Annotated in this window: 12 protein-coding genes; 7 read left to right on the forward strand and 5 right to left on the reverse strand. The window is 64.3% G+C overall.

What is annotated here, in order from left to right:
- Positions 1 to 21: 21 nt before the first annotated feature.
- The 4 genes from HOY44_RS13820 (at position 22) to HOY44_RS13835 (ending at position 2,965) form a co-directional block, all read left to right on the forward strand.
- Complete coding sequence (locus HOY44_RS13820; protein WP_008330749.1) at positions 22 to 186, forward strand: hypothetical protein; 165 nt, start codon at positions 22 to 24, stop codon at positions 184 to 186.
- Between the two features lie 95 nt (positions 187 to 281).
- Positions 282 to 1,475: a benzoyl-CoA 2,3-epoxidase subunit BoxA gene (gene boxA / locus HOY44_RS13825; protein WP_008330748.1), complete on the forward strand. Its 1,194-nt coding sequence runs from the start codon at positions 282 to 284 to the stop codon at positions 1,473 to 1,475.
- 69 nt (positions 1,476 to 1,544) lie between these two features.
- Complete coding sequence (locus HOY44_RS13830) at positions 1,545 to 1,961, forward strand: acyl-CoA thioesterase (protein ID WP_008330747.1); 417 nt, start codon at positions 1,545 to 1,547, stop codon at positions 1,959 to 1,961.
- Between the two features lie 95 nt (positions 1,962 to 2,056).
- A complete protein-coding gene (locus HOY44_RS13835) occupies positions 2,057 to 2,965 on the forward strand; it encodes a helix-turn-helix transcriptional regulator (protein ID WP_008330746.1) in 909 nt (302 codons plus the stop codon).
- Positions 2,966 to 3,092: 127 nt separating this feature from the next.
- Here the strand turns inward: HOY44_RS13835 and HOY44_RS13840 are convergent, their stop codons facing one another.
- A complete protein-coding gene (locus tag HOY44_RS13840; protein ID WP_287435381.1) occupies positions 3,093 to 4,016 on the reverse strand; it encodes a histone deacetylase family protein in 924 nt (307 codons plus the stop codon).
- Between the two features lie 74 nt (positions 4,017 to 4,090).
- Positions 4,091 to 6,772, reverse strand: coding sequence for a bifunctional acetate--CoA ligase family protein/GNAT family N-acetyltransferase (locus tag HOY44_RS13845; RefSeq protein ID WP_008330742.1), 2,682 nt, complete (start codon positions 6,770 to 6,772; stop codon positions 4,091 to 4,093).
- A 189-nt stretch (positions 6,773 to 6,961) separates the two neighbouring features.
- On the opposite strand from HOY44_RS13845, the gene HOY44_RS13850 reads away from it, so the two are divergent.
- From HOY44_RS13850 to HOY44_RS13860, 3 genes are read left to right on the forward strand one after another with little or no spacing between them, the layout of a single operon-like run.
- A complete protein-coding gene (locus HOY44_RS13850; protein ID WP_008330740.1) occupies positions 6,962 to 7,498 on the forward strand; it encodes an ABC transporter substrate-binding protein in 537 nt (178 codons plus the stop codon).
- Positions 7,495 to 8,163 (forward strand): ABC transporter ATP-binding protein, encoded by a 669-nt coding sequence (locus HOY44_RS13855; protein WP_287435385.1) that lies wholly within the window; start codon positions 7,495 to 7,497, stop codon positions 8,161 to 8,163. The genes HOY44_RS13850 and HOY44_RS13855 overlap by 4 nt, the downstream gene beginning before the upstream one ends.
- Positions 8,160 to 9,296: an ABC transporter permease gene (locus HOY44_RS13860; protein ID WP_287435387.1), complete on the forward strand. Its 1,137-nt coding sequence runs from the start codon at positions 8,160 to 8,162 to the stop codon at positions 9,294 to 9,296. The genes HOY44_RS13855 and HOY44_RS13860 overlap by 4 nt, the downstream gene beginning before the upstream one ends.
- 6 nt (positions 9,297 to 9,302) lie before the next feature.
- Here HOY44_RS13860 and HOY44_RS13865 read toward each other — a convergent pair whose 3' ends face one another.
- The 3 genes from HOY44_RS13865 to HOY44_RS13875 all read right to left on the reverse strand — a co-directional run bounded on the left by HOY44_RS13865 (position 9,303) and on the right by HOY44_RS13875 (position 12,914).
- The gene (locus tag HOY44_RS13865) at positions 9,303 to 10,289 is read right to left on the reverse strand and encodes an aldo/keto reductase (protein WP_287435389.1); all 987 of its coding nucleotides are present in this window, start codon (positions 10,287 to 10,289) and stop codon (positions 9,303 to 9,305) included.
- Between the two features lie 143 nt (positions 10,290 to 10,432).
- A complete protein-coding gene (locus HOY44_RS13870; RefSeq protein ID WP_287435391.1) occupies positions 10,433 to 10,777 on the reverse strand; it encodes an H-NS histone family protein in 345 nt (114 codons plus the stop codon).
- 160 nt (positions 10,778 to 10,937) lie between these two features.
- Positions 10,938 to 12,914: an ethylmalonyl-CoA mutase gene (locus HOY44_RS13875; protein ID WP_287437233.1), complete on the reverse strand. Its 1,977-nt coding sequence runs from the start codon at positions 12,912 to 12,914 to the stop codon at positions 10,938 to 10,940.
- Between the last annotated feature and the right edge of the window lie 14 nt (positions 12,915 to 12,928).

A 12,928-nucleotide genomic window follows, 5' to 3' on the forward strand; every position in this document is an offset into this window, starting at 1 on the left:
ACATCTTCGAGGGAGGACACCATGCAAGTCGACCGCCGCACCGCACACGCGCCGCGCACCCGCGATCTCGCCGTTCAGGTCTCCGGCCTGAAACAGGGCTGCGTCGGATGCGCCGACTGCAAGGGCCTGTGCCACGAATTGATCGAGGCGATGCTGGTCCCCGATCTTGTCCTGAAGGACAAGTGAAACTGGCCGCCAGAGCGCGGACCCCCTAAACAAGACCGAAACGCCAGTGAAGCGGGCCCGCGCCCGACCACCCAGCCATTCCGGAGCGACACGCCATGAACAAACCGCTCAAGCAGCACCTGATCGACCCGGAAATCTGCATCCGGTGTTACACCTGCGAAATGACCTGCCCGATCGAGGCGATCACGCATAACGACGACAACGTCGTGGTGGACGCCGAAAAGTGCAACTTCTGCATGGATTGCATCCCGGTCTGCCCCACCGGCTCCATCGACGAATGGCGCGTGGTGAACGAACCCTATTCGCTGGACGAACAGTTCGAGTGGACCGAACTGCCCGAACAAGGCGATGTCGAACCCTCCGCCGAAGGCGACGGGTCGATGGAGGCGCTGGACGAAGAGATGGCCGCGCTTCTGGCCGAGGCGCATTCCGGTGCGGGCGGCAAATCGGTGGCGCCCAAATCCGCCTCCAAGGCGACCGTGAACCTCTACAACCTCGGTAAACCGATCGAGGCGACGGTGCAGGGCAACTACCGCCTGACCGCCGAAGACAGCGACGCCGACGTGCGCCACATCATCCTCGACTTCGCGGGCCAGCCCATGCCGGTGCTCGAAGGTCAGTCCATCGGGATCATCCCGCCGGGCGAAACCGCCGACGGCAAACCGCACCTGCCCCGCCTCTACTCGGTGTCGAGCCCCCGCGACGGCGAGCGTCCCGGCTACAACAACCTGTCGCTCACCGTGAAGCGGGAAGAGCAGGGCATCTGCTCCAACTACGTCTGCGATCTGAAAAAGGGCGACAAGGTGCGCGTCACCGGCCCGTTCGGCTCGACCTTCCTCCTGCCGTCCGATCCGAATGCCGAACTCCTGATGATCTGCACCGGCACCGGGTCCGCCCCGTTCCGAGGCTTCACCATGCGCCGCCAGCGCGAAATGCCGACGGCGACCGAGAAAATGACGCTGGTGTTCGGCGCGCGCAAACCCGGCGAACTGCCCTATTTCGGCCCGCTCAAGAAGGTGCCCGAAAGCTTCCTGCGCAAGGTCTTCGCCTTCTCGCGGCTGGACAACGAACCCAAGCATTACGTACAGGACAAGCTGCGCGAAGAGAAAGAGGCGGTGGCCAAACTCCTCAAATCCGACAACGCCTATTTCTACATCTGCGGCAAGAAAGAGATGGAGCACGGGGTCGAAGAGGCGCTGGCCGACATCGCCCGCGGCGAGGGGCTGGAGTGGAAGCCGATCCGCGACAAGATGCGCGAAGACGGGCGCTATCACGTCGAGACCTATTGAGGTCCGTCCGCATCGAAGACACAACGGATCGGGGGCCGCGCGCCCCCGATTGCATGAGGGGGCAGGGGCATGGCAGAGCCGTTCATCCACGACATTCTGGTCAGCTGGGCCGACTGCGATCCGGCGAAGATCGTCTATACGGGTCGCATCCCGAATTTCTGCCTCGATGCGATCAACGCGTTTCTGCACCACAAGATCGGCGGCGGCTGGTTCATTCAGGAACTGGATCACGACATGGGCATGCCGTTCGTGTCGATGAGCCTCGATTTCCGCGCCCCGGTCACGCCCCGTCACATCCTGAAATGCGAGGTCTTCCCCAGCCGGATGGGCGAAACGTCGATCACCTTCAAGGTCATCGGTCGGCAGGATGGCACGCTTTGCTTCGAGGGCAGCTTCACCGAGGTTTTCGTGAAGGCCAGCACGTTTTCCAAGCAACCCCCGCCTGAACGGGTCAGATCGGTGCTCGCGCCGCTTGTGCGAAACTGAAACATTTGTGCACTATATCCCCAGATCCCTGCGAATCCCTTTGAAGCCGGGGCCGGCTGCGCCTAGGATTTATGCACTATTGAACATGAGGCGGCATGGCCGAGATCACCAACTTCCGCGGCGAAGCCCGCGCCGAACAGTCCGAGACCGACCGGGTCGTCGATGACCTTATCGCGCGCGTGGGCGAGCGGGTGCGCGCCGCGCGTGACCGCAAGGGCATTCCGCGCCGCGTGCTGTCGGAAAAGTCCGGCGTCTCACCGCGCTACCTCGCCCAACTCGAGGCGGGCGAAGGCAACATCTCGATCGGGCTGCTTCAAAAGGTGGCCCATGCGCTCGACCACAAGATCGAGTGGCTGGTGGGCGAAGACGATCCCTGGACCTCCGACGCGCTCAGGATCGCCGACCTCTATCGCAGCGCCACGGCGCAGGTGCAGGAGGCGGTGCTCGCCACCCTGTCGCCCGAACCGACGGCGCAACGTCGCGCCAACCGCGTCTGCCTCGTCGGTCTGCGCGGCGCGGGCAAGTCGACGCTCGGGCGCCGGGCGGGCATGAAGCTCGGCATCCCCTTCGTCGAACTCAACCGCGAGATCGAGGAACAGGCGGGCATGCCGGTGGACGAGGTCATGGCGTTCTACGGGCAGGAAGGCTACCGGCGGCTCGAAGCACAGGCCCTCAGCCGCGTGATCGCGACCCACGACACCATGATCCTCGCGGTCGCGGGCGGGATCGTGGCCGAGCCGGAAACCTACAACCGCCTCCTCAACCACTTCCACACGATCTGGGTCAAGGCGACCCCCGCCGAACACATGGCACGGGTGCGCGAGCAGGGCGACGAGCGCCCCATGGCGGGCAACCCCGAGGCGATGGATCAACTCAAATCCATCCTCACCTCGCGTGAGGCGCTTTACGACAAGGCGCTCGCCCAGCTCGACACGTCGGGCAAGACCGAAGACGAAAGCCTCGCCGAACTCACCGGCCTCATCCGCGAGCGCGGCTTCGTCTGAGCGCGCCGCGCCCCTCTTCTCTGGCCCGACAATACCTCGCAGGGGGTCTGGGTGGTCATGTTTGCAGGCAAATGACCTGGCCGGCCACCCCCAGCGGGTCGACTGCGTCAGCAGGCGAAGTCCATCGTCAGCCCAGAAGCACGTTCAGATGCCGCACCACCGACCGGGCCAGAACACCCGGCTCGTAGCCGCCCTCCAGCATCGACACGATCCGGCCCTTGCAGTGGCGCGTGGCCACGCCCACTAGCGCCTTCGTCACCCATTCATAGTCGTCGTCGGTCAATTGCAGCGACGACATATCGTCGGCCACATGGGCGTCGAAGCCCGCCGAAATGAACAGCATCTGCGGCTCGAAAGCCTCGAGGTGCGGCAGCCAGTGGTCTTCGACTCCGGCGCGAAATTCCTTCGACCCGGCCCCAGCCGACAGGGGAATGTCGACAAGGTTGTCGGTCTCCTTCTCGTGCCCCGTGAAGGGATAGAACGGGTGCTGGAAGGACGAACAGAACAGCACGCGCGGTTCGGACCGGAAGATGTCCTCGGTCCCGTTGCCGTGATGGACGTCGAAATCGACGATGGCCACACGCTCCAGACCATGCGCGTCCAGTGAGTGGGCGGCGGCGACGGCGATGTTGTTGAACAGGCAGAACCCCATCGCCGTTCTCCGTTCGGCATGGTGCCCCGGCGGACGCACGGCGCAGAAGGCCGGGTTCGCCTCGTCCGCCATGACGAGGTCCACGGCCATAACGCCCGCGCCCGCCGCCCGTTCGGCGGCGCGAAGCGTGCCGGAAGACATCACCGTGTCGCCGTCGACCTCGATCGACTGCATCCCCTGACCGGGCGCGATGGCATAGACCCGCTCGATGTAATCGGCGTCGTGGACCCGCAAGAGCTGCTCGCGCGTGACGAGCGGCGCATCGTAGTGGCGAAGCACATAGTCGAGACCCGACGATATGAGCTGGTTGTTGATCGCCTCCAGCCTGAGCGGCTGTTCGGGGTGCAAAGGCCCCGCGTCGTGGTCGTAGCACTCGTGGTGCGAAATGAAAGCCAGCATGTCCCCTCCCGGCCTGTCCCCATGTCCATCCTACCGCGCGGGGCCCCCATCCCGCGCGGTGGTCTTTCGTCGCGTCAAAGCGTGCGTTCCACGATCACCAGTTCAGCATCGTCCGGGTCCATCCGCGTGGTGAACCCCAATTCGCTCATCAGTTTCAGCATCGGCGCGTTGTTTTTCAGAACCGTGCCCTCGATCGTCGTCAGGTCGTGGTCGCGCGCCGCGTTGAACAGCCCCTTCATGAGCCGTGTCGCGATCCCCTGATGGCGCACCTGATCGCCGACGACGACGGCGAATTCGGCGCTGCGGCCATCGGGATTGATGACATAGCGCGCCACGCCGCACTGTTCCTCTTTCCCGTCGATCTCGGCCATGGCGACCAGCGCCATTTCGCGGCGGTAGTCGATCTGCGTGAACTGGACGAGCATCTCCGGCGACAGCTCGTTCAGGATGCCCATGAACCGGAACATCCGCGCCTCGTCCGACAGGTTCTTGACGAATGCCTGCTCGCTCTCGGCATCCTCGGGCCGGATCGGACGAATGACCAGTGGCGTCCCGTCCGACAGATGTTCCTGCGTGATGAGGTGCCGGGGATAGGGATGGATCGCCATGTGGTCGTAATGGCCATCGCGCGCAGGCGGTCGCGCCACCCGGATGCGGGCGTCCACCGCCAGCACGCCGTTCGCCCCGGCGATCAGCGGGTTGATGTCCAGTTCCACGATCTCGGGCAATTCGCTGACCATCATCGAAATCCGGCGCAGCACGAAAACGACGGCGTCGTGGTCGGCGGCGGGCTTGTCGCGGTAGGCCTCCAGAAGGCGTGAAATCCGGGTGCGCGCGATCAGGCGTTCGGCAAGCACGGCGTTCAGCGGGGGCAGGGCGACGGCGCTGTCCTTCATCACCTCGACCGCCGTGCCACCGGCACCGAACAGGATCGTGGGGCCGAACACCGGGTCACGGCTGACGCCGATCACCAGTTCGCGCGGCGCTTCGATGTCGGACATGGCCTCAACCGTGATGCCCCGGATGCGCGCGTTGGGACGCTCCCGTTTCACCCGCTCCTGAATGTCGCGAAACACGCGTTTGACCTCGGCGGCGTCGCCGATCCCGGTCCGCACGCCGCCGACGTCGGATTTGTGCGTGATGTCCGGCGACGAGATCTTCATCGCCACGGGAAAGCCAACCGACGAGGCGGCGACAAGGGCTTCGGCGGCCGTCTCGGCCTCCACCGTCAGGTTGATCGGGATGCGGAACGCCTTGAGCAGCGCCTTGCTTTCAAGGTCCGACAGCATCTCGCGATCTTCCGACAGCGCGTTCGCGATGATGAGCCGCGCGCCTTCCAGATCGGGCGCGGTCGAGGGCGAAAGCGGGCCAAGGGTCTGGAGTGCCAGCTGCCGGTTGCGGTGGTGCTTGGCGAGGTAGGAAAACGCCTCGACCGCGCGTTCGGGCGAGATGAAATCGGCCACCCCGTTCTCGGACAGTAGCTTGCGCCCTTCGCCGACGCTCGCCTCGCCCATCCAGCAGGCCAGAACCGGTTTCTTGCGCCGTTTCGGCAGTGCATCGACCACCGCTTGCGCGGCGGCGGTCGCATCGGTCATGGCCTGCGGGGTCAGCATGATGAGCAGCCCGTCGGTGTTGGGATCGTCATAGACCGCCTTGACCGCCGCGCCGTATTCATGCGCGCCCGCATCGCCGAGGATGTCCACCGGGTTCGCGTGGCTCCAGTATTTCGGAAGCAGTTTTTCCAGTGACGCCTTCGTTTTGGGGTCGAGTTCCGGCAGCACGAGGTTCAGGTCCGCCGCACGGTCGGCGGCCAGCACGCCCGCGCCGCCGCCGTTGGTGATGATCGACAGCTTGTTGCCGGTCGCCTTCTTGCTGGACGACAGGATTTCCGCCGCTGCGAAAAGCTGACCGAAGGTCATGGCGCGCACCGCACCCGCGCGTTCCAACACCGCGTCGAACACGGCGTCCGACCCGATCAGCGCCCCGGTGTGGGTGTGCGCGGCCTCCGACGATGACGAGTGGCGCCCGGACTTCAACACGATCACGGGCTTCAGCCGGGCCGCGTAGCGCAGGGCCGAGATGAAGCCGGGGGCATGGCGCACGCCCTCGACGTAAAGCAGGATCGCGTCCGTGTGATGGTCCGAAGCCAGATATTGCAGCATATCGCCGAAGTCGATGTCGATGGAATTGCCCAGCGACACCAGAGCAGAAAAGCCGAGGTGATGCGGTCCGGCCCAGTCGGAGATAGCGGAACACAGCGCGCCGGACTGCGAAATCAGCGCGAGCCGCCCACGCGGGGTGCCCGCGCGCAGAAAGGTGGCGTTCATCTTGTTCCACGGTCGAACGAGGCCCACGCAATTCGGCCCCATGAACCGTATGCCGGCCCGCTTGGCGGCGGCTTTCAGATCGGCCTCGAAATTCGCGCCCTTGTTGCCGCCTTCGCCGAAGCCCGCCGACAGGACGATGGCGTTCCTGATACCTGCCTCGCCGCAATCGCGGATGATCCCCGGCACGGTGCGGGCGGGCGTGGCGATCACGGCAAGGTCGATCTCGCGCCCGACGGCGGTGGCCGAGGGATAGCAGGTCAGCCCGCCGACCTTCTTGTGCTTGGGATTGATCGGATAGATCGTTCCGCCGAACCCGTCCGTCACGAGGTTCGAGAACACCTGCGCGCCCACGCTCGTCGAACTGTCCGAAGCCCCGAACACGGCGATCGTTTCGGGGTCCATCATCCCCTTGAGAGGGCTGTCTTCCATTACCGGCTCCTTGGGCCACTTCTGCGGCGCATCGACATGGTCCTCCCACCCCTGCGCACATTGACCGCATTAGGTTTCAATTCCTTGACCCGTGTCAAACCGGACCACGGCGATGTGGTCCATGTTGTCGCGCGGGCTTAACCTGACCTGTCAGGTTGCCTAGGGTGAGGAAACGGATAGGAAGGTCGAATGTTCAGGATCGTCGTCACAATGCTCTGGGTCTGGATGGCGGGCGTCGCCCCGGCGTTTGCGGATGCCTCCCTTTTCGTGCAACGCCTGAGCGGCAAGATCTCGGATGCCGCCGAGACGAGCGTTTCGCAGACGGCCCTGATCCTCGGGCGCTATTTCGACATCAACGCGATGGCCTTCGCGGCATTGCCCGAAGCCTATCGCCCGAAAGCGACGCAGGCCTATGTGACCGCCTACCATGCCAGTGTCGCCGGACGCTTTTACAAGGAATTCCAGTCGGCGGGCGAGGGCGGTCTCAGGGTTCTGGGCGTGCGTGAGAACGGCAACCTCACGCTGGTGGGAACGGAAGTGCACGAAGGCGGGCGCAGGCTGATGGTCGAGTTTTACCTCAGACGCGACGGGACCAGCTTCAAGGTCGTGAACGTCGCGCTCGAAGGTCTGCTCATCACGAAGCAGCAGCAGCGCGATTTTCAGCCCATCCTGATCTCGGGCGACATTCCCGGCCTCATCAATTGGCTCGAGCGAACCGGATCGTGACCGAGGCTGCGATTTCGGCGCGCGGACTGCTCAAGTCCTATCCGGCGATGGAGCATCCCGCGCTCGATGACCTGTCGCTCGATGTCGCGCGGGGCGAGATGCTGGCGATCACCGGGCCGTCCGGGTCGGGCAAATCGACGGCGCTTTATGCCATGGCCGGTCTGATCGGCTTGGACGCGGGCACTGTGACCTGTCTGGGCGTGACGCCGCGCAGCCGGGCCGATTGGGCGCGGCTCAGGGCCGAGAAGATCGGGCTGGTGTTTCAGGACGACTGGCTCTTGCCCACCCTGACGGCCACGCAGAACGTCGAAACCCCCATGATCGGTGTCGTCGCCTCGGCGCGTGAACGCGCCGAACGGGCGCGGGCGGCGCTGGAGCGTGTCGGGCTTGCCGCCCACGCCGACCGGCATCCCGCGGGCCTCTCCGGGGGCGAGCGTCAGCGCGTGGCCATCGCCCGCGCGCTCGCGAACGCGCCCGAGGTGCTGCTTGCGGACGAACCGACCGGCGAATTGGACGTGGCGAATTCGGCCAACGTGGTGGACCTGCTCAAGGCGTTGAATGCCTCCGGGACCACCGTCGTGATCGTGACGCATGACATGGGTGTGGCCGCGCAATGCACCCGCGCCGTGCAGATCGTGGACGGCAAGTTGGAGGGGGGGCAATGACACTCACCGGGATTGCCGCGCTGAACCTCACCCACCGCCCGTGGCGGACCGGCCTGACGCTTCTGGGCGTCGTTCTGGCCATCGCGGCCTATGTGGCGCTTCTGGGGCTGGTGAAGGGCATCGAGGGCACGCTGGTCGAAAGCTTCTCGTCGCGCGGCACCGACGTTGTGCTGACCGAAGCGGGCGCGGCGGACGTGCTGTCGTCGGTCGTGCCCGTGGGTCTGGTGGACGAGGTCGCGCAGGTCGAAGGCGTGGCGGCGGCGGCGCCGGAACTCGGGCGGATGACCACCGTTGGCGAAAACACGACGAGCTTCATCATCGGCTGGCCCGCCGACGCCTTTGGCATGCGCGCGATGGAGATCGTCGAGGGTCGCTTCCCCCTTCCCGAAGACCGGACCGAAACGGTCGCGGGCGGCATCACGCTCGGCACCCGGCTGGCCGAACGGCTGGATGTCGGGGTCGGCGATCTGGTCGAGGTGTTCGCGGCGGATTTCGTGGTCACCGGGCTTTACACGTCGGAAGGCGTGATGGCGATGAACGGGGCGCTGACCCTGATCGAGGACATGCAGGCGCAGACCTACCGCGACGGGCAGGCGACCTCGATCGTCGTGCAATTGTCCGACGACCTGTCGCCGGTCGAACGGGACGCGGCCATCGCGCGGCTCTCCGAACGCTTTCCCGACCTGTCCGTCGATCCGACCGAAACGCTGGTTCAGGAATATTCCAACCTGCGGATCGCGACCATCCTCGCTTGGGTCGTATCGACCGTGGCCGTGGCTTCGGCGGCGCTCGCGGTTCTGAACACGATGGCGATGGCGGTGAACGAACGGCGCGGCGAAATCGCCATCCTCGGGGCTGTCGGATGGCCGCGCGGACGGATCGTCCGTTTGCTGATGCTCGAAGGGGCGTGGCTGACCATCGCCGGGTCCGCGCTGGGCATATTGGTCGGGATCGCCGTCGCCTGGATCGTGGCCTGGTCGCCGCAGGTCGAAGGGTTCGTCGAACCGGTGATCGACGGCACGCTCCTGATACGCGCCGTCGCCATCGGCCTCGGCATCGGCCTGATCGGGGCCTATGTCCCCGCGATCCGTGCCGCGTCGGAAGATCCGGCTTCGATCCTCAGGGGCAAATAGGCCCGTTCAGCAGTAGCGTTCGATCCCGACGATCTGCGCGTCGGAGTAGCGGTCGCCATGGGCCCACCCGACCGGCATGATCTGGTCCAGCGCCGCGCGGTCGGACTCGGTAAAGATGATCTCGTCGGCATCCGCCCATTCCATGAGGTGCGCGGCATTGCGCGTGCCGGGGATGGGCACGAGGTGATCGCCCTGCTGGAGCGTCCACGCGATTGCGACCGCTGCGGTCGTCCAGCCACGGTCATGGGCAAAGGCGCGCAGGGCGCGGACATGCTCCATGTTGGCGCTGAAGTTGGGCTCCATGAACCGCGGGTTGTTCTTGCGAAAGTCGATGTCGCGGAAACGCGCCGGGTCGAGGTCGCTGTCGCCGAAAATACCGCGTCCAAGCGGCGAGAACGGCACGAAGGTCGTTCCCAGGTCCTTGCAGGCCTGAATGAGGCCGAGGTCCGGCTGTCGGGTCCACAGCGAGTATTCGTTCTGGACCGCACCCACCGGGGCCACGCTGGATGCGCGGCGCAGGGCGGCCGGCGAAATCTCGGAATAGCCGAACGCGCCGATCAGGCCTTCCTGCCGGAAGCTTTCGAGCGTCTCGGTCACCTCTTCGATCGGGCGGGGAAATTCGCGGCGATGGACGTAGTAGAGTTCGACGCTGTCGACCCCGAGCCGTTCGAGCGAGCCTTCCAGATGTTCGCGCAGGTATTCGCGCGAATTGTCGGCTGTGCCGCGCGGCGCCCCGATCACGATGCCGCCCTTCGTCGCGATCTGGAACCGGTGTCCACGGTCTTTCTGCCATTCGCCGATCAGGGTTTCGGACAGGCCCTTGCCATACATGTCGGAGGTGTCGAGAAACGTGATCCCGGCGTCGCGCGCGGCGTCGAGTGTGGCGAAGGCCTCGTCCCGGTCCGTTTCGCCGTAAAAGCCCGCAAAACTCATGCAGCCCAATGCGATGGCGGATACGTCGGGGCCGTTCTGCCCCAATTTGCGCGTTTTCATGGCGTTCTCCCGTCAGGTGTCGGCGGGATCATATCGGCCTGCGTCGGGATGGAAACCCGCGACCGGCCCGAACCGGAAAAAAGAGGAACGCGGCACCATGGCGGCGCCGCGCTTTCGGTTTTCGGTCACGCAGGTTCGGGGTGTCAGATCGCGATCTGTTCGAGCGTTCCGCCCTTCTCGAGATGCGCCTCGACCCACTTGGGTTTCCGGCCACGGCCGGTCCATGTCATGTTCGCGTCGTCCGGGTTGCGGTATTTCGGTGCGACCTTGGCGCGACCGTCCGACGATTTCGCGGCCTTGGGCGCGCGTTTGACCGGCTTCACATTGGACAATTCGTCCAGCGAGTACCCAAAGGATTTCGCGGCTTTCTCGGCAGCCTGAAGGGCCGCGCGTTTTTCTTCGTCTCCGACTTTTTCCAACGCCTTTTCGACGTCGGCCTTTAGTTTTTCGAGTTCCTTGCGGGACATGCCCTTGAGATTGAATTTCATGTGAGTGGTCCTTTGAGTGGGTCTTGGAGACTATTACCAAGCTACAAATTACGGCGAGAATACCAATACGGAAGAATAGGTGTGCCGACAATAGCCAAGCCCGCACCGGCACCGCGACTAAGCGGTTGGCGCTATTAACCATTTTGTCAATCGTGTGGCGTTACTCGGCTGCCTTGGAGCGCGGATCGACGAGCGTGACGATGTCGGACATGATGACGTTCAGCTCGAAATCCTTTGGTGTATAGACTTTTGCGACCCCCATCGCCGTCAGACGCTCGGCATCGGCCTCGGGGATAATACCCCCCGCGATGACGGGGATATGGCCCAGCCCGGCCTCTCGCATCCGGGTCATCAAATCTTCGATCAAAGGGACGTGAGAACCCGAAAGAATGGACAAACCGACGACATGGGCACCCGATTCTAGGGCCGAGGCCACGATTTCCTCGGGCGTGAGTCGAATGCCGTCATAGGTAATATCCATGCCGCAATCACGTGCCCGCGCCGCGATCTGTTCGGCCCCGTTGGAATGCCCGTCGAGACCGGGTTTGCCGACGAGGAATTTCATTTTCTCGCCCAGTGCCGCCGAAACGGCGGCGACCTGTTCGCGAATATCGTCGAGCCCTTCGGTGCGGTTCGACGGGTATTTCGACACGCCCGTCGGCCCGCGATATTGACCGAATTCCGCGCGCACGGCGTCGCCCCATTCGCCGGTCGTGGCGCCCGCCTTTGCCGCGGCGATCGAGGCGTCCATGATATTCTCACCCGAACGCGCGGCCTTGCGCAGTGCCTCGAGTGCGGCGTTCACGGCGGCGTCGTCGCGGGCCTTGCGCCAGTCTTGCAGGCGCGCGATCTGGTCGGCCTCGGCTTCGGGGTCCGCGACCATGATCGCTTCGGGGCCGGAGGTCAGGGGCGACGGTGCGGCTTCGGTCCATTTATTCACGCCGACCACGGTCGTATCGCCGCCTTCGATTTTGGAAATACGCTCGGCATTGGATTCAACCAGACGCGATTTCATATATTCGATCGCTTTGACGGCGCCGCCCATGCCGTCGATCTGGGCCAACTCCGCGCGCGCGCCTTCTTTCAGCGCGGCCACCTTTTTCTCGACCGCCGGGTTATTGTCGAACAGGTCGTCATATTCAAGAAGGTCGGTCTCATACGCCATGATCTGTTGCATGCGCAGCGACCATTGCTGATCCCACGGGCGCGGCAGACCAAGCGCCTCGTTCCACGCGGGCAATTGCACGGCGCGGGCGCGGGCGTTTTTCGACAGTGTGACGGCGAGCATTTCGATGAGAATACGATAGACGTTATTCTCGGGCTGCTGCTCGGTCAGGCCGAGGGAATTCACCTGAACCCCATAGCGGAATCTGCGGAATTTGGGGTCTTCGACGCCGTAGCGGTCGCGCGTGATTTCGTCCCAAAGCTCAACGAATGCACGCATCTTGCACATCTCGGTGACGAAGCGGATCCCGGCGTTCACAAAGAACGAAATGCGGCCGACCATGGCCGGAAACGCTTCGGCCGGCACCTTGGTCTTGAGGTCGTCGAGCACCGCGATGGCGGTGGCCAGCGCGAAGGCAAGCTCTTCTTCCGGTGTCGCGCCCGCTTCCTGCAAATGATAGGAACACACGTTCATCGGGTTCCATTTCGGCAGATGTTCGCGCGTATAAGCGGCGACATCGGTAATCATCCGCAAGGACGGTTTCGGCGGGCAGACATACGTGCCGCGCGACAGGTATTCCTTGATGATGTCGTTCTGAACCGTGCCCTGCAACTTGGATATATCCGCGCCTTGTTCTTCGGCGACGGCAATATAAAGGGCGAGCAGCCATGGCGCCGTCGCATTGATCGTCATCGAGGTATTCATCTGTTCGAGGGGAATATCCTCGAACAGCATCCGCATGTCGCCGAGATGCGCGACCGGGACGCCCACTTTGCCGACCTCGCCTTTGGCAAGCACATGGTCGCTGTCGTATCCGGTCTGGGTCGGAAGGTCGAAAGCGACCGAAAGCCCGGTCTGCCCGCGCGACAGGTTGGAACGATAAAGCGCGTTGGAGGCCTTGGCGGTCGAATGCCCTGCATAGGTCCGGAACAGCCACGGGCGATCCATCTGGCGATCGGACTTCGAAGACATACGGTCGCGGGTCG

Origin of the sequence: Maritimibacter sp., from assembly GCF_016774595.1 — a bacterium.
GTDB lineage: Bacteria > Pseudomonadota > Alphaproteobacteria > Rhodobacterales > Rhodobacteraceae > Maritimibacter > Maritimibacter alkaliphilus.